The sequence below is a fragment of the Sphingobacterium sp. SYP-B4668 genome (genome assembly GCF_027627455.1).
In the GTDB taxonomy this organism is placed as follows: Bacteria; Bacteroidota; Bacteroidia; order Sphingobacteriales; family Sphingobacteriaceae; genus Sphingobacterium.
Genome location: NZ_CP115483.1, coordinates 3590072 through 3607103, shown reverse-complemented (window position 1 = coordinate 3607103; position 17032 = coordinate 3590072). Strand labels below are relative to the sequence as shown.

Sequence of the window (17032 nt, the reverse complement as noted above, 5' to 3'; positions counted from 1 at the left end):
TGGAAACCTTTATAACCAATTATAAACCTAAATTATGATGAGTCAAAGATAAGGTGTACTGGATATTTTTCCAAGACAATTTTGACTTTTTAACAGGATTTAACGTTTTTGTGACAATTTGTGCCACATGTATGCCGTAGCATTTGTGTCAACGCTGTGTTTATATATGGGGTGATGAGGAGTGGAGACGCTAAAAAGACAGTTATTTGTTTTTCGTATATTTGCTTGTTAATATGGAAAAAACGAACATTATTAACATCAGCGCACAGACTACCAGCTCCATCTACCAGTGGACATTCAACCTTGCCGAAACTATCGGGATTCATGATCGTATTGCCCACATTCTGACATCGGCCTGTCTCCTTATCTCCGCATTCATTCTCTTGGTCTTAATCGACTATCTCTTGCGATTTTTTTTCAATTCTGTTGTTACGGGCTTGATAAAGAAAACCAAGACCAATTGGGACAATCATCTACTTGATAATAAAGTGCAGGTTCACCTGAGCCGATTGATCCTGGTTGCTATTTCGCAATTGTTGCTTCCAGATGTATTTATGGGTTTTCCATCTTTCACAGCTGTATTGATCAAGGTGTTGGATATTTTCATGATTTTTGCGGTCTATGGTGTTGCCAATGGTTTATTAAAGACTGGTAGGGACATACTTCGTTCCTCTAAAGCATTTGTAGACAAACCGGTGGATAGCTATCTTCAAGTTTTGCAGATATTCTTGATTTTTGTAGTCGGTACTCTCATTGTTTCGATATTGACTGGAAATTCTCCATGGTCATTTCTGGTTTCGTTGGGGGCTGCTTCGGCCATTCTGATGTTGGTATTTAAGGATACAATCCTCGGTTTTGTGGCGAGTATCCAAGTGTCGGCCAATGATTCCGTTCGCGTTGGTGATTGGATAGAAATGCCTAAGTATGGTGTTGACGGAGATATCCTTCAAATCAATCTTAATAATGTACGCGTCCAGAATTGGGACAAGACTATCGTTACGATACCTACATATACGTTATTGAGTGATTCTTTTAAAAACTATAGGGGTATGCAGGAGAGTGGCGGTAGACGAATCAAGCGTTCTATTAATATTAAGATATCCACTATTCGATATTTGACTAAAGAGGAAATCGACGAACTGCGGAAGATTGCACTTTTGAAACCGTATATCGAGCAACGCGAAAAGGAAATTCGGGAATACAATGAACAGAACAAGGTCGATCCCGAAGTGCTTGTCAATGGGCGTAGGATGACCAATGTTGGTCTATTCAGAGCGTATATCAAAGCTTATGCGCTTCATAATCCGGATATACATAAGGGCCTGACGCTATTGGTCCGTCAATTGGCTCCTGGTGAGCATGGACTTCCATTGGAGCTCTATATGTTCACAAAGGGAACACAGTGGGCATTTTTTGAAGATACGATGTCGGATGTTTTCGACCATTTGTTTGCCGCTATTAAATACTTTGACCTAGAGATATTTGAATTGCCGGCTTCTGATGATGTCCGTCTCCTTTTGGAGGGTCGATCAGCATAGTAGATGTGAATAGGTTGATGAGTCGAATTTTAAGGTGAACTTTTTTATCTCATCAAGATTGATGTCCTGCCCGGCAGAACGGCCTGCTATCAAAAAAGGGGGGATGGACTAATCGAATGGAAGGAGTATTTAAATTAAATTGTCGATTAATAAGCTTTTTTGTTGAGGAATTTTATTTCCTTTGTTGAAGGAAGGCATTACACCAAATATAAATATTATGGGCAAGATCAGCGATTTTTTTAACCTTCATCTGGGTGAGGATAAAAAGGAAAAAGTGTTGGAGAATGTCATTTCGAATATCTCTTTTCGAGGGGCTAACCTTTGGATATTGGCCTGTGCGATAGTGGTCGCGTCGGTAGGCTTAAATGTCAATTCGACGGCGGTGATTATTGGAGCGATGTTGATATCTCCTTTGATGGGTCCTATTGTGGGGGCAGGATTTGCGTTGGGTACCTATGACTTTGGTTTGTTGAAGAAATCATTAAAGAACTTGCTGATTGCGACGATGGTGAGTCTCTTGGTGTCATTTATCTATTTTTCACTTAGTCCTTTCAAAGAGGCTCAATCGGAGTTATTGGCGCGAACAGCTCCCAATATATACGATGTGTTGATTGCTTTCTTCGGTGGTCTGGTAGGGGTCATCGCGATCACGCGGGTGGAGAAAGGGAATCCTATACCGGGTGTAGCAATAGCGACAGCGCTAATGCCACCGTTGTGTACTGCAGGGTATGGACTGGCTATCGGGAATATATCCTATTTTGGTGGAGCGATGTACTTGTATACGATCAATTGCTTCTTTATCTGTATTTCAACATTTTTGATAGTCAAATTCCTGAAATACCCAAGTGTTGAATTTTTGGATGAGGGAAAGAGGAAGCGGATTACCAGAACAATCACGCTAATGATCCTAATTATGATAGTGCCTAGTTTTTATCTGGCTTATGTACTGCTGCAACAGAAGAAATATACGCAGCAGGTGAATGCCTTTATACAGACAGAGCTTGTTGAAAAGGGATATACACTGATCTACGAGAATACACAATTTAATAGGAGACCTAAGAAGATTGAACTGGCATTTTTGGATAAGAAATTTACGGCTGGAGAGATTGCTGGTCTAAAGGAGAGGATGGCGTACTATGGTATCCGGCAGACTGAACTTTTGATTCATCAAGATAGTACTGATATTAAAAAAGATATTTTGGCGGAGATAACAAAATATTCAGAAAATGTTTCGGAGAAAGATATTACGATCCAAAACCTAAGAAACGAATTGTCGAAATATAGATTTGACAATCCCGAGCTTATCCAGGAAATCACGCTGCTATTTCCAACATTGACACCATTCTCTATCGGTAAGCAAGTGGCTGTGAGCGGGGTAGACAGTACCAAGTTGGAGACGGTCTTGTATTACCATGAATCGGCGAAAATCGATGCAAAGGAGCTCCTAAAATTGAAGGGGTGGCTGACGATGAAATTAGGCGGGGCTGAGGTGAGGGTACTAAAAGGCGATTAGATATTACCCATTACATAGAGTTGAGCTAAATTGGGCGTTGGGTTGCCTCCCTTTGTCTCTAGTGTGACGGCGAAAGCTTGTGCCTTCGGTATCTGACGCATATTGTTGATGCGATCAGTCTGGTCTAATGGAAATACACCTGCATCCACAGGTTTGCCATCTACAATCGCCCATAATTGGTATTGCATTCCTTCTGGCGCGGCCGGGAGATTTTCGAGGCTGAGGTATACGTCTGTCGTCTGGGTGTTCCAGAAGACATGGGCTTTGAGGTCAGGATGTTGTGCTACTCCAGCTAAGGTGATAGTCTTGATTGCGGGATTCTGTAACATACTCCATTTTTCTTTCAAGGTCTCCAATGTTAGTTGGGTAGACTGTTGCTCGGCCAAGGTACGGGCGAGAACTTCTTGATTGGCTTCGTTCTTATAATGTAAGAAAGCATTGGCTCCTAAGCTTAGCGCTAATAATATGGAGGCGGCAATGGCGATATTGCGTGTAGCTAGCGAGCGTATAGGTGCTGCGCTAGTCGTCGGCGGACTGGCTTGGGTAGAATCATGGGTCTCAGGAATACCAGAGCCAGTAGTGATGCTTTGCTCGCTCAATGTATTCCAAATAGCTGCTTTGAGGTCGGAAGATGGGGGTACAGCATGGACAGTAGCAAAATCCTCCAAGGTCTTTTGGGCCTCAACGATAGCTTGCTCCACTTCAGTATTATGCTTGCGTATGCACATCAGGATGCTGACCTCTTCTTCGGTAGCAAGCCCCATGACATAAGCTTCTATAATGCCTGACGATATGTATTCTTTAATGTCCACTGTTATTGGTAATCTTTAAGTATTTTTTTTAACTCTAATAAAGCTCCACGCGTACGTGTCTTGACCGTCCCTAAGGGGATGTCTAATTTTACTGCAATTTCTTGTTGAGTGTATCCTTCGTAGTAAGCCAATTCAATTAGCTCTTTCCATTCGGCTTTTAAATCATTTAATACATTTTTAAAACCGATATGATCCACGTGTCCGGATACCGTAAAGTTATGGTTTTCTTTAGCATCTACGATATTCGGAAGAGATTGGTTTTTTTGTTCATTTTGAACGCTCTTGGACTTGATATAATCAATTGAGGTATTACGGGCTATATTGATCATCCATGTGTAGAGCTTGCCGCGCTCAGAATCGAAAGCGTCGATGTGGTTCCATACTTTGACGAATACATTTTGGAGCACCTCGTCTGCATATTCTTTGACGGTGACGATACGAATCACTACTCCATAAAGTGCCCCGGCATAATTATCGTATAGATAATTAAAGGCCCGTTGATCCTTTTTTTGTAATAAGGATATTAGGGTGTCTTCGTCGAGGTAGTGTATCGGGCTCAATCAGTTGGTCTTTGAAACCAAAGATATAGATTAGGAACTAAAGTTTTGTAATTATTTTATATTCTCTTCAGTATGAGTGTTGTATTGCTCGAAGATGATTCGAAACCAAGCTGTATAGTGTTCGGGATGGGTGTGGAGTTGCTCTGCAATTTGTGATATGTCCATGTATTGATAGGCTTGGACTTCGTCTGGATTGGGGGTGATGATGCCTTCGTACAATCCAGTAAAGACATAGTCTAGCTCATGTTCAATCAAACCATTGTCTAACTCAGCTTTATAAATGAACTTGTATTGGTACGCTAATGGACAGTCAAAAGCTAGCTCTTCCTGTAAGCGCCTATGTGCGGCATCGGATACCAGCTCTTCGGGCCGTGGGTGGCTACAGCATGCATTGGTCCAGAGGCCTCCACTGTGATACTTGTGCTTTGCTCTTTGTTGTAACAGCATGCGTCCTTGGGTATCAAATATCAAGATTGAAAATGCGCGGTGCAATAGTCCTGTACGGTGGGTGTGGGACTTGGATGCGGTGCCGATAGCAACATCTTCGGGAGTTACGAGGATAATATCGTGTTGAGCGGGTGTCATATTCAAACTTAGGCAAATTTGGGTGAATGCGCAATGTCATGAGATAGGGGTAGATAAATATTGTGCCAGATGCTGTCTCTACATTAAATATATTTGAGGCCTTTTTGGTCGTGTGATATAGGGGGAAGGAGGGCCTCGACTGAGAGGCGCGGTATTGATCTATTTGAGAAGAATCGGCTGTACGTACAAACGGGTACGGCGTATTTTTGTAGCTATGGTCGATGCTGGTGTGTGTAAATCAGGTGGTAATCAGGCGTTTCTTAAGGTGTCGAGGTCGATTTTTTTCATCTGTCGCAGTGCATTTGTGGCATTTGCGGCATTGCTGGCTTCGAATAGTAATTCCTTCAAGTTGTGGGGGACTACTTGCCAGCTTACTCCGAATGGATCTTTGCACCAACCGCACATGCTTTCTTGACCATCTTTGGTAAATGCATCCCAGTAGTAATCGATTTCGCTTTGATCTGCACATTCCAACACAAAGGAGACGCCTTCTGTAAATGAAAAATCTTGAGGGACCCCGCTGTCCATTGCCATCAGTAACATTTCTTTGATGTTGAACTGGGTATGTTGTATTTGACCTGAAAAGGGGCCTTCGGTGTATCTCAGGAAGTCGTAGCCCTGAAAGTCTGGGAATACGGTTTTATAAAAGCTTATGGCCTCTTCGCAACGTCCTTGTTGACTTTGGCCAAACATCAATGTCGGAACGATTTTTTGATTGTTGACATCATCTAACTTGCCCAGATATAACTGCCAATTGACGCCGTAGCGGTCGGCAACCCAACCGTAATATTCACTCCAAGGATAGCTGTCAAGGGGCATCATGATGGACCCATCGGTGGAGAATTGTTTCCAAATTGAGTCAATCTCTTCCTTGGTCTCGCCGATCAGCATAAATGAAATCGAGGCATTGGGTCTAAACTGATCTCCACCATTGATTCCGATAAATTTAAAGTTGTACAATTGGGTACTGACAACGATTGGATTCTCCTGTAGGATATGCCCTTGACCGAAAGTCGAGATGTAAAATTCAGCGGCTTCTTTGGCTTGGTTGTCAAACCAGATACTGGGATAAATATTCTTGGTCATGATTCTTGGATTTAATATTTCATTTATGCGAGCAGATAATATGAGATTGGTGATAAAGAATGACATGATAATTGGATTATTTGGCTTCTTTTAAGATGAATACATTGCCTGCAGGGTCGCGAATCCAGTGCATGTGTGCAGGAATTTGTTCGAGATGGTCTTCAAATTCAATACCGTGCTGCTGTAGGTGCTCTTCGGTAGCGGCCATGTCATCGGTCAATAGCTCAAGCCAGGCTTGAGGAGGTGTTTCGGCAATCATGAGGTCGAGCCATAGCGTGTTCTCGCCAAATTGAATTTTTGTACTTTTTTTGACCGTGGGGTGGTCTGGGGACTCGACTTCAGATGCAGGTAGTCCCAATATTTGAGTGTAGAATCTTACGGTTTCTTCATATTTGGAGGGGGATAGTTTGAGTGCTATATTTTTGCCGCCGTTGATGTTCATTTTTTAGTTTTTTAAAAGTTGTAGTAATCGAATTTATATAATTTGTTGCAAGGGGATGTTGGATGCGGTAGTCTAGCAAGCAATTTTGTCAAGAGGTGGTCTATATCACAAGATATAGACCACAGGTGACATTAGCCCATTTTTTTATTGCCTTCGAAATGAATCATCCAAGCCACACCATATTTGTCTTGGAATGATGCGAATATTTCAGCGAAGAACTGCTCGCCTAGTGGCATCTCGATGTTCAGTGCATCTACCGATAGTTTGTTGTATAGATCCTGCGCTTCTGCAGCTGTCTGTGTGTCTAACATGAGGTAGCTACCTGTGCCATAGGTTGCTTTTTGACCAAAACTCTCTAAACAATCCGACCCCATAAGCATGACGGAATCGTTGATTTTGAGTGAGGTATGCATGACTTTGTTTTTATCAGCGTCAGCAACTGGGTGCTCAGGATCTGCTGGCATATCGCCGAAACGGTATACTCCTGTGAGTGGGCTGTTGAATACAGTTTTGTAGAAATCAAATGCTTCTTCGCAATTGCCATTGAAATTTAAATAAGCGTGTAATAGTGCCATGATGGTATATATTTTAGTTTATTGGTTCAAATGTATGAGAAGCGAATGACAACAGTCTGTCAGTAGCTTTTTTGGAGTGTGTTGCATAATATTGGTACGCGTTACTCCTAACTCTTTTTTGAATTGCAATCTGTCGTTGCGCATGCATGTTGAAAAACAGATCGATAGGGTGAAATGTTCTCTCGCATATTGTTTTTTTAATGAAAGGTGTATGTGACGCTTTGTATTCCTTTCGTAAGGGTCAAAGTTAGGGGCTAGTAAAGTAAAAAAACTTGCCTTATGGCAAGTTTTTATTTTATTGAAGAGCTTCTTTTCTGATTCGGCTCAGGGAGGTGTCGGTGACTCCTAGATATGAGGCGATATGCTTAAGCGGTGCAAACTGAAAAATCTGGGGTTTGTTGGCAATCAATTGATTGTATCGCTGCGAAGCTGATAAAGACACCATATCAATGGATCGCTTCTTCATTAGATGTAGTGCGTAGGTCATCCAGGCACGTCCCCATTCATTGAAGGCGGGGATGGCATGATAAAGTTCTTGAAAATCGTTGTATTCAAATTTCCAAACCTTGCAGTCTGTAAGGCATTGCATATTCTCTTGGGAAGGGATTTTTAAAAACAGAGAAGTGACTTCAATCACCACCTCATTGCTGCCAAAAAATTCGGTTGTGATTTCTTGGCCTTCATAGTCGTAGACATAGGATCGTATCAATCCGCTTTCTAATAGATAGTACTCATGTGCGAGTTTGCCTTCTTTCAAGATGACATCTCCCTTGTTAAAGCTAAGCGGTTGATGTCTCGAAATAATGATCTCTAAATCTGATGGGCTGATGGCGGATTTCCGGTAGATTTGGAATGGGTCGGACATATCGGTTTTTTTCTTTGCGTTGAAGTTAATAAAAATCTGTGAATTTAAAGGATAAAACTATGTGCTATAAGAGGTAAAGGCGATGGGTAGGGGGGGAATTAATTTCTAATATGCATTTAGGTGATTCAATATATGGTATATTGTGATTGATGTTATTTTTATAAATATGCTTATTTGATTGTTTTTATTTTATCATTACAACCATATTATTGTTAATTTTTCAATAAAAAATAAAAAATGTTATGATTTTTGTTTTTTAATGTTTTACTTTGTGACAGTATTGAAATAGTAATTGAGAAATTAATAAAAAAACATATGTGCGGAATTATAGGAGCATTCGATTTGAAGTATTCTTCTGAGCAGCTAAGGCCTCAGATATTAGAGATGTCAAAGCGTATTCGACACAGAGGACCAGATTGGTCAGGTATTTTTACCTCGAGTAGGGCAATTCTTGCTCATGAAAGATTGGCTATTGTGGATCCGAAGTCCGGAAGCCAACCGTTGTACAGTCCCGATGGCCAGATTGTCTTGGCTGTAAATGGTGAAATTTATAATCATGAAGAGTTGAGAGCGCAGCTTGCTGACTATGACTTTGCCACAAATAGCGATTCGGAAGTGATATTGGCATTGTATCAAAAAAAGGGGGCTTCTTTTTTAGAAGATCTTAATGGAATATTTGCTTTTGCTCTTTATGATGCAACGAAAGATGTTTTTTTAGTAGCACGCGATCATATGGGAATCATCCCGTTGTACTATGGTACTGATGAAATTGGGCAGTTTTACGTTTCATCTGAATTGAAATCCTTAGAGGGATTTTGTGGCCGGATCGAGCAGTTTCCTCCAGGGCATTTTGTTTACAGCGGAGAGGGGGTAACCCCCCAAAGATGGTATAGTCGGGAGTGGGAATCTTTTGATGCCGTCAAGGAAGCCGAAACGGATATCGAGAAACTACGTCAGGGCTTAGAAGATGCTGTGCACCGCCAATTAATGTCAGATGTACCGTATGGCGTGTTGCTCTCGGGTGGACTGGATTCATCAGTGATTGCCGCGATTACGAAAAAATTTGCTTCTAAGCGTATTGAGTCAGGTGATAAGGAAGAAGCGTGGTATCCACAGTTGCATTCATTTGCGGTCGGATTAAAAGGGGCTCCGGATTTGATTGCTGCGCAGAAGGCGGCGGATCATATCGGCACAATCCATCATGAAATCAACTTTACTATACAGGAGGGGATAGATGCCATCCGTGATGTGATCTACCACTTGGAGACCTATGATGTCACTACAATACGGGCATCCACTCCCATGTATTTATTGGCCCGTGTGATTAAATCAATGGGAATAAAGATGGTGTTATCTGGAGAGGGATCGGATGAGTTGTTTGGTGGATATCTGTATTTCCATAAGGCGCCGAATGCGCAGGAATTTCACGAGGAGACTGTTCGGAAATTGAAGAAGTTGTATTTGTATGATTGCCTACGTGCCAACAAGTCATTAGCGGCCTGGGGTGTAGAGGGAAGGGTGCCCTTCTTGGATAAGGAATTTATGGATATTGCGATGACTATCAATCCCAAGGATAAGATGATAAAAGATGGGCGAATGGAGAAATGGGTGGTGCGCAAGGCTTTTGAAGATTACCTGCCCGAGAGTATCGCCTGGAGGCAGAAAGAGCAATTTTCTGATGGTGTAGGGTATAGCTGGATCGATACGCTGAAGGAGCAGGCGGAGCAGAAAGTGTCGGATACAGAGTTTGCGGGAGCGGCGGAGCGATTTCCAGTGAATACACCTAAGAACAAAGAGGAATTCTTGTATAGGACTATCTTTGAATCGCATTTTCCATCGGAGGCCGCGGCGCAGACTGTACCTTCTGTAAAATCAGTGGCATGCAGTACACCGGAAGCTCTGGCGTGGGATGCTTCCTTCCAAAATCTTAACGACCCTTCGGGGCGGGCAGTAGCAGCGGTGCATTTGGAAAGCTATGAAAAGGCGAAGACGGCGGTTGAATTGTAAAGATTTTGCACTAACTAAAAAAAACGTATATAATAGAGAGGCCAGTAACGATTGTTACTGGCCATTTCTTTGTTTCTCTGCATCATCTTGGTAGCGTGTCGTCGCTACATTGCATTAATTAGTGGATGAGCTATGAAGATGTAAATCAAAGTATTTGGCAATCTTCTCGTACATATGAATACGGTCTTTACCCATTACATTGTGCTCATGGGTTGGATATAAGAAGTAGTCGACCTGTTTGCCTGCTTTGATGCAGGCCTCAATAAATTCCATGCTGTGCTGTTGGACCACAACGGGGTCTTGGGCGCCGTGGATGATTAATAAATCTCCCTTGAGGCGATCGGCTTTATCAAGGAGTGATGTCAATTTGTATCCTTGAGGATTGTCTTGTGGAGTGTCCATGTAACGTTCGCCATACATGACTTCGTAGTATTTCCAGTCTATTACTGGCCCTCCGGCGACTGCCGCTTTAAAGATTTCGTTGTGGTGGAGCATGAAAGATGTCGTCATAAAGCCTCCAAAGCTCCAACCAAAAATTCCCATTCGTTCTTTGTCAACATAGGGCTTGGATTTAAGGAACTCAATACCCTTCATTTGATCGGCCATCTCCGCTTGTCCGAGTTGACGATGGGTGGCAGTAGCGAATGCGCGGCCGCGAGCGTCTGTACCTCGATTGTCCATGGTGAAGACAATATACCCTTGCTGAGCCATGTATATGTCGAAATAGCCTGCGCCTCCAAGCCATCTATTGGTAACCAGTTGAGAATGCGAGCCTCCATAGAGGTAATACATCACGGGATACTTCTTGTTTGGGTCGAAATCATTTGGATAGATAATGCGCCCGGTAAGTGGTGTCTGGCCATCAGCGGTAGTTAATTGGACGAAATCGATTTTTGGCGTATTTATTTTGCCTTGGAATGGATTTTGGGCTTGGATAAGTATATTCTTTTTACCTGATTTGATTTCTTTGATCTGAATCACATTGGGGGTAGATAAATCACTGTATTGATCCAAAATGTAGGTTCCATTGCTATTCAGGCTTGCTGTGTGGGTACCTGATTCGGTGGTCAACTGGGTGGTCTTTCCTGATTTTAGTTCTACTTCGAAGAGTTGTCTATCTAGTCCGTCGTTTGTGACGCCGATGTAAGATACCTTGTCGCCTTTTGATGAAAAGGTTAATAGGTCCTTGACAATAAGTTCTTTATGTCCAAGTTTGCGAATGAGCTTGCCGTCAGTATCATATAGGTAAAGTTGGTTGAAGCCATCTTTGTCAGATTGATAGAGGAAGTGCTGGGGGTTGTTGGGGGTGAATGTTAGTGGATTTTGGGGTTCAACCCATGTCGTGGCGGTCTCTTCGAAAAGAGTCTTGATCAATGCGCCGGATTTGGCATCATATTTATTCATTTTGAGATGGTCCTGACCCCGATTCAATACACCCACATATACAAATGCTCCGCTAGGGTCCCAAGTGACGCTAGTAAGGAACTGCTCTTTGGGTTCGCCTGTTAGCAGTGTGACTTTGGAACCAGTAGATGGGTTGTATATGACTAATGTTACTTCCTCGGATTTCATCCCTGCCATTGGGTAGTAAATGTCCTTAGTCTCCGCAACCCGGGTGGACCATTGTACTAGGGGATACTTGGTAACCATTGTCTCATCTTTACGATAGTATATGAGTTGGTCATTCTGAGGGCTCCACCAAAGGCCTTTGTTAATCCCGAACTCTTGGCGGTGGGTGTAGTCACTGCCATTGACAATGCCGGGGTCCTTATCGTTGGTGACGGCTATTGTCTTGCCATTGCTGTCTACTAGGAAGATATTGTTGTCTATCAGGTAAGCTACTTTGGTCCTGTCAGGTGATATCTCTTTGTTTTTGCCATTGAGGTCGCTGAGAATGGCATTGGATATTGTCTTGAGTCGGGTGTCAAAATCAAAGGTGTAAGCTTTTGATTTGCCATCGATTTCAAGTAAAATGGTCTTGTCGTCTTTCCATTTGTAATCATATGGAAACATGCGTAGTGAGAAAGTCTCTTGCGGCCATTGGGTTTTTAGGGCATTTTCAAGGTCCTGCTTACTGACCAGTATCTCTTCTTGTCCATTTTTGTCGGCTCCTTTGCTGACCAGGTTTTGGTAGCTGGCGTCTAAATAGCTGATGTTATTTAGCGTAGGGATCCAATTTGGACTGACAAGTGAGGTGGGGGCGTAGGTGCGGGAGCCGAAAACAGTCTCTTCAAGATTCAGATTCCGCTGACCGTAGGCAGTTGTGCTGGCCAAGAGGAACAAAAGTGCAATTCTTCTCATTTCTATCTGTTAAATGAGGTAAAATTATAGATTCACCTCCTAAAAACCTAAAAACAAATAGAATTATTGCGGGGGTTCTCGTCTAGAGTCTGCGAAGCCAAATGTTGCGGTAGTTGACGAGGTCGCCGTGGTCTTGAAGAATAATAGGGCCTGCACCGTGCGCTTTGAGCTGAGGGAGGCCAATGTACTCTGTCGTTCCTTCGATTTCGGTATTGAGTTGTACAACTATGCCATTGTGTAACACTGTGACCCTCGCTTTGCTGATCAACATCCCGTCTTTATTGAACCGTGGCGCGGTGTATAAGATGTCATAGGTATGCCATCCTTGTGGGGCGACTCTGGCTTCCACCAATGGGGGACGCTGTTTGTAGATGCTTCCGGCTTGACCATTGGTATAGGTGGGGTTGTCCTGATTGTCCAATACCTGCAACTCGTAGAGACCTTGTAAGAATATTCCGCTGTTGCCACGTCCTTGTCCGTTGCCCTTTACTACTAAGGGGCTCTGCCACTCGATGTGGAGTTGGAAATCGTCGAATTTGTCTTTGGTCTGAATATTTCCGGAGCTAGGTTTTACAGTGAGTATGTTATTGTTTACTGTCCATGGGGCAGCAGCCCCTGGAGTTGTAGATGATTCCCATTTACTGAGGTCGACTCCGTTAAATAATATTATGGCGTCACTTGGGATGGTGTTGGTGACTGTAACGACAGGTGGTTTAGGGGTGTAGAATTCGGTGTCTTCGGGTTTGAAGTGAGATTGGGCGAATAGTGAGCATGTCAAAAGACTTAGTAGCAATCCCAAGGGATATCTTAAATGAGGTGTCATATTTGAGGGGTTATGGTTTTTTTATAAGACAATAATAAAGATATTTTTTGAAACGGATAAATATTTCTAGGTTTGCGGTATGGCAATCCTTAGGCAGACTATCGCGATAAATGATGCGAGATTTTATGCTCCAGTTGGTTATTACTTGGAAGAGCAGGTGGTTGGGAATGAATTCTATGTGAGTGTAGAGGTGAGCTATATCTACCAAAAAGTCTCTGGGGATGATCTGGCTAATACGCTTAACTATGAGCAATTGTATGCCGTGATAGCAGATGTAATGCATCAGAAAAGGGCCTTGATTGAGTCTGCAGTGGAGGAAATGATGGATAAGGTGTTGGATAGATTTGACTTTTTGGAGCATGTGGATATTACAGTTGTCAAATTGAATCCCCTTTTTGGAGGGGATCATGCCAAATCCAAGATCAGATTGGTCTATCAAAGGAGCTAGAGATTCTATCTAGTTTGTTTCTTTTTTTTATCTTTTTTTTGAAAGGGTGGATATCTCATTGGGTATGGCGGATGGATGCCTTTTCTGTCCCCTTTTATTTTTCTTTTAGTTTCTTCATTTGAGATATTGCAAACGAACCGGTACGAGGATTGTCTTTTTTACATAGATGTCGCATATTTAAAATGACATATTGTCACTTTGAGTGCTTTTGTGATGACTTTTTGTCTTGTTTTATTTCTTTTTTTGAGTTGGTACGCCGATTGATTATATATCTGAAAATAAAATTGAACAAAAAATAACGGAGGACAGTATTATGGCATTATTAAAATTTCCAACTAAAGCGGTTAATACAGATGCAGTTAACCCATTTGTGAATTCAGTGTTTGACAACTTATTTAATGATTCATTCATCACGGATCGTTTGGTGACTCGTATTCCTGCTGTGAATATTTCTGAAGCCGAAGATTCGTACAAGATTGAGTTGGCTGCACCAGGACTTGAGAAAGCAGATTTTAAGATCAATGTGGATAAGAACATGATGACTATCTCTGCGGAAAAGGTAAATGAGGGAGAGACAGCTAGTAAGTTGTTCAGTAAACGTGAGTTTAACTATACATCGTTTACCCGATCATTCACGTTGCCTGATACGGTAGATTACAACAGTATTGATGCGGCTTATGAAAATGGTATATTGGTCGTGAAGGTGGGTAAGAAGGAAGAGTCAATCGTAGCTAAACGACTTATAGAAGTAAAATAAGGAAAAGATAGTTTTTTTAGGTGAGGTTATGTGAGAACCGTCATACTTTAGTGTATGGCGGTTTTTTTAATAAAAAATAAAGGGACAGGTATCTGCTTAGGATTACTGCCCCTTTGTAAACATTTTAACTGCCCATTAGGGAGCCCAGTCCACCAAAGATTGCGGCGATGATGTTAAGGACGATGGAAACAACTACTCCATAGATAGCAAAAGTACAGGCCGACTTTGCTTGCTTAGGTGCTTCATCTTTTTTGATGAAGTAGTAGATTGCTCCAAATAACGGGATACAAAATGACAAGACTTTTAAAGGTGTTGATAAGTCATCTTGATTTTGTTGATTAAAAGGATTGTTAAACTGATTTTGGTTTTGTCCCTGATTGGGGTCAAAGTTTGGTGTGTTTTGCTCTTCCATATTTAATATTTATTTAATGATCAATTGGATTCCGTCTAGTATGAGCGAACCGATCGCTCTACCTATTATGGCGCATATGGCCATCATCCCAATACCGGCCATGATTCCCGTAATAAAGCGTAGTATATTATTGCTTTCTCGATTCCAATAAGCCTGTGTGAGGCCATCAATTATGGTAGGCAGGGTGAATAAAAGTGCGATCCACCAATTCATGGTCAGGATTCCGAAGATGAAAAGAAAAGTCGAGAGATATCCAAGATGGATGCCTGTACAGCGTGCGCAAACTGGAAACTGCTTTCCTTTCCAAAAAAAAGAACGCTCGGGCTTGCGGTGGCAAAAGGTGAACTCTAGCTTGGTTTTCATTCTTATTATGGGTGAATCTATTGTTAATGTGTGTTTTCTATATTAAAAGTAATAAAATTATTCAATCACGATACAGAAAGTTTTAAAATGTGGAAAAAAAGTAGGCGTGTGCATTACTTGGATTCCTCATAATCTACTGAACGGGGTACTTTCGCCATGTAGCTATACCACTCATCGGGGATGTTGACCAACTTGCGTTGACGTATATCTAGCCATGCGCCATCGACTATTACAGTGGCAGCCTTAATGCCGTCTTCTTTGAATACTTCATGGCGAAATGAGAATCTAGCATTGGCGAGGTTGAATTTGGTTAACTCGATATCTACGTGAACATATTCGTCCAATCTGATTTCGCGGTGATAGATGAGCTCTTCCCTAAATAAGATGGGGCCAATTCCCATCTTTGCAAATTCGTCAAGCGATAGTCCCATTTTTTTTAACATGTTGCTTCTTGCTTGTGCGCATAAATCAGCATAGGCGGAGTGACGGAGATGACGATTGGCATCTATTTGCGACCATAGTACTTGGCCTTCGTAAAATGTATTTTCCATGTATCTTTTCTTGTTTGTCGTTTTTTTTGTTTGTCGGCGACGCTATCTGCCTCACGGAGGTAGAAGGTTCGAGTATTTAAATTACACATAATAGTTGCATAGTCAGTAATGCATGGGGTTAAAAAAAAGTTTTTTTTTCGTAAAGGCTGTAACGTTTTTTACTTTACGTTACTAATTGATTACAATTGCGCGCAGATTAAGGGCTGTATCATAAAATACTAAATAAGTGAAAGAAAGAGAGACTGAATTTCTGGACCTAATGAAAAAAAATAAAGGTATCATCTTTAAGGTCTCCAAAATGTATATGGATGATCCGGATGATAGGGCGGACCTTTGTCAGGAGATTATTTTTCAATTGTGGAAGTCCTACGAATCATTTAGGAATGCAAGTCAGTTTTCTACGTGGATGTATCGCGTGGCTATTAACACCGCGCTCGTATATTTAAAAAAGGGGAAGAGGTATGGAGAACAGGTGTCCTTAGAAGCCTATCATGATGTTGCTGAAGATAACGACTCAGGACAGAAAGAGGAACAATTGGCGATATTTTATAGGGCCGTCCAAGAGTTGAATCAGGTGGAGAAGGCTTTGATATTTCTTTTTTTAGAAGGGCAGAGTCATCGTGAGATTGCTGAGAATCTTGGAATCAGCGAAGTGAATGCACGGGTCAAATTGAACCGTACAAAAGAAAAAATACAACACATCATTAAAAAATACGAACATGAATTTTGATGAATTACAAAAGCAATGGGACAATCAAGCTGATGATCAGATGAAGATAGATCCCAACTTGGAAAGATATCAGCAGGTGGATGGTGTACTTGATAGGGTCAGGCGCAACATCAGGAATGAATTTTTGCTATGGGTTGGCGCGATGATTTTTCTAACAATAGTGCCGCTTGTGGGATTGTACCGGATAGAAGGGATTGCCCGATTTGCCTATTATCTTGTGCTGGTGCAAATGCTATTGGCCAGTTTTGTATACTATAGGCGGTTCTACTATTTTTATAAAAGCACGCAACAGTTTGAGGTGTTGAATTCACGTGAAAATCTGTTGAAGCTGTATTATGATCTGAAGTTTTCGATAGATTCCTATAAGACTATTTCCTACGTGATGATTCCTCAGGGACTTATTATGTATGGGATTATGTTTTCAGTGGGCAAAGCAGATAAATGGTTTGAGAAATTGTATCATTTGAAGGATACGTTGGCGCAAGAGCCTAACTTTGTGCTTTGGATTGTCGCTACGGCCATAGTGAGTGTCATCCTAGTCGTGTTTTTCATCGAGATGATGGCTTATCAGTATTATGGTAAATATTTGAAACAGATAAAGGGAACCTTGGATCAACTAGAAGAATCATAGACTAAAAGTCCCGCTACCTTCACGATAGCGGGA

At 41.8% G+C, this 17032-nt stretch carries 19 protein-coding genes; 7 read left to right on the top strand and 12 right to left on the bottom strand.

Annotated features, from left to right (window positions below; translation table 11 throughout):
* Nucleotides 1–233 precede the first annotated feature (233 nt).
* Nucleotides 234–1538 carry a mechanosensitive ion channel family protein gene (locus OQ289_RS14890; protein WP_270087646.1) on the top strand — a complete coding sequence of 435 codons (1305 nt, stop codon included), beginning with the start codon at nucleotides 234–236 and terminating at the stop codon, nucleotides 1536–1538.
* 217 nt (nucleotides 1539–1755) lie between these two features.
* Nucleotides 1756–3051: a DUF389 domain-containing protein gene (locus tag OQ289_RS14885; RefSeq protein ID WP_270087645.1), complete on the top strand. Its 1296-nt coding sequence runs from the start codon at nucleotides 1756–1758 to the stop codon at nucleotides 3049–3051.
* Here the strand turns inward: OQ289_RS14885 and OQ289_RS14880 are convergent.
* The 7 genes from OQ289_RS14880 to OQ289_RS14850 form a co-directional block, all read right to left on the bottom strand.
* Nucleotides 3048–3863, bottom strand: a complete 816-nt coding sequence (locus OQ289_RS14880; protein WP_270087644.1) for an anti-sigma factor — start codon at nucleotides 3861–3863, stop codon at nucleotides 3048–3050. The two genes, OQ289_RS14885 and OQ289_RS14880, sit on opposite strands and share 4 nt — an antisense overlap.
* A gap of 2 nt (nucleotides 3864–3865) precedes the next feature.
* A complete protein-coding gene (locus OQ289_RS14875; RefSeq protein WP_270087643.1) occupies nucleotides 3866–4423 on the bottom strand; it encodes an RNA polymerase sigma factor in 558 nt (185 codons plus the stop codon).
* A 51-nt stretch (nucleotides 4424–4474) separates the two neighbouring features.
* Complete coding sequence (gene idi / locus OQ289_RS14870; protein WP_270090878.1) at nucleotides 4475–5008, bottom strand: isopentenyl-diphosphate Delta-isomerase; 534 nt, start codon at nucleotides 5006–5008, stop codon at nucleotides 4475–4477.
* 249 nt (nucleotides 5009–5257) lie between these two features.
* Nucleotides 5258–6094 (bottom strand): VOC family protein, encoded by an 837-nt coding sequence (locus OQ289_RS14865; protein WP_270087642.1) that lies wholly within the window; start codon nucleotides 6092–6094, stop codon nucleotides 5258–5260.
* A gap of 76 nt (nucleotides 6095–6170) precedes the next feature.
* On the bottom strand, nucleotides 6171–6536 hold the full coding sequence (locus tag OQ289_RS14860) for a VOC family protein (protein WP_270087641.1): 366 nt from the start codon (nucleotides 6534–6536) through the stop codon (nucleotides 6171–6173).
* A gap of 131 nt (nucleotides 6537–6667) precedes the next feature.
* Nucleotides 6668–7111 carry a VOC family protein gene (locus tag OQ289_RS14855; RefSeq protein ID WP_270087640.1) on the bottom strand — a complete coding sequence of 148 codons (444 nt, stop codon included), beginning with the start codon at nucleotides 7109–7111 and terminating at the stop codon, nucleotides 6668–6670.
* A gap of 295 nt (nucleotides 7112–7406) precedes the next feature.
* Nucleotides 7407–7976 carry a Crp/Fnr family transcriptional regulator gene (locus OQ289_RS14850; protein ID WP_033563000.1) on the bottom strand — a complete coding sequence of 190 codons (570 nt, stop codon included), beginning with the start codon at nucleotides 7974–7976 and terminating at the stop codon, nucleotides 7407–7409.
* A 315-nt stretch (nucleotides 7977–8291) separates the two neighbouring features.
* On the opposite strand from OQ289_RS14850, the gene asnB reads away from it, so the two are divergent.
* Complete coding sequence (gene asnB / locus OQ289_RS14845; RefSeq protein ID WP_270087639.1) at nucleotides 8292–9983, top strand: asparagine synthase B; 1692 nt, start codon at nucleotides 8292–8294, stop codon at nucleotides 9981–9983.
* A 114-nt stretch (nucleotides 9984–10097) separates the two neighbouring features.
* Here the strand turns inward: asnB and OQ289_RS14840 are convergent, their stop codons facing one another.
* Both OQ289_RS14840 and OQ289_RS14835 read right to left on the bottom strand, forming a co-directional pair.
* A complete protein-coding gene (locus OQ289_RS14840) occupies nucleotides 10098–12284 on the bottom strand; it encodes a S9 family peptidase (RefSeq protein ID WP_270087638.1) in 2187 nt (728 codons plus the stop codon).
* 82 nt (nucleotides 12285–12366) lie between these two features.
* A complete protein-coding gene (locus OQ289_RS14835) occupies nucleotides 12367–13107 on the bottom strand; it encodes a 3-keto-disaccharide hydrolase (protein WP_270087637.1) in 741 nt (246 codons plus the stop codon).
* Between the two features lie 79 nt (nucleotides 13108–13186).
* Here OQ289_RS14835 and OQ289_RS14830 point away from each other — a divergent pair, with 79 nt between their 5' ends.
* Nucleotides 13187–13555, top strand: coding sequence for a dihydroneopterin aldolase (locus tag OQ289_RS14830; protein WP_270087636.1), 369 nt, complete (start codon nucleotides 13187–13189; stop codon nucleotides 13553–13555).
* A 313-nt stretch (nucleotides 13556–13868) separates the two neighbouring features.
* Nucleotides 13869–14312, top strand: coding sequence for an Hsp20/alpha crystallin family protein (locus OQ289_RS14825; RefSeq protein WP_270087635.1), 444 nt, complete (start codon nucleotides 13869–13871; stop codon nucleotides 14310–14312).
* A gap of 124 nt (nucleotides 14313–14436) precedes the next feature.
* Here OQ289_RS14825 and OQ289_RS14820 read toward each other — a convergent pair whose 3' ends face one another.
* The 3 genes from OQ289_RS14820 to OQ289_RS14810 form a co-directional block, all read right to left on the bottom strand.
* Nucleotides 14437–14724 carry a hypothetical protein gene (locus tag OQ289_RS14820; RefSeq protein ID WP_033562994.1) on the bottom strand — a complete coding sequence of 96 codons (288 nt, stop codon included), beginning with the start codon at nucleotides 14722–14724 and terminating at the stop codon, nucleotides 14437–14439.
* A gap of 9 nt (nucleotides 14725–14733) precedes the next feature.
* On the bottom strand, nucleotides 14734–15087 hold the full coding sequence (locus OQ289_RS14815; protein WP_033562993.1) for a DUF2085 domain-containing protein: 354 nt from the start codon (nucleotides 15085–15087) through the stop codon (nucleotides 14734–14736).
* A 113-nt stretch (nucleotides 15088–15200) separates the two neighbouring features.
* Complete coding sequence (locus OQ289_RS14810; protein WP_033563258.1) at nucleotides 15201–15638, bottom strand: acyl-CoA thioesterase; 438 nt, start codon at nucleotides 15636–15638, stop codon at nucleotides 15201–15203.
* Between the two features lie 259 nt (nucleotides 15639–15897).
* Between OQ289_RS14810 and OQ289_RS14805 the strand changes: the two genes are divergently transcribed.
* Nucleotides 15898–16368: an RNA polymerase sigma factor gene (locus OQ289_RS14805; RefSeq protein WP_270087634.1), complete on the top strand. Its 471-nt coding sequence runs from the start codon at nucleotides 15898–15900 to the stop codon at nucleotides 16366–16368.
* The gene (locus OQ289_RS14800; protein WP_270087633.1) at nucleotides 16358–16999 is read left to right on the top strand and encodes a hypothetical protein; all 642 of its coding nucleotides are present in this window, start codon (nucleotides 16358–16360) and stop codon (nucleotides 16997–16999) included. Before OQ289_RS14805 ends, OQ289_RS14800 begins: the two co-directional genes overlap by 11 nt.
* The last annotated feature ends 33 nt before the right edge of the window (nucleotides 17000–17032 follow it).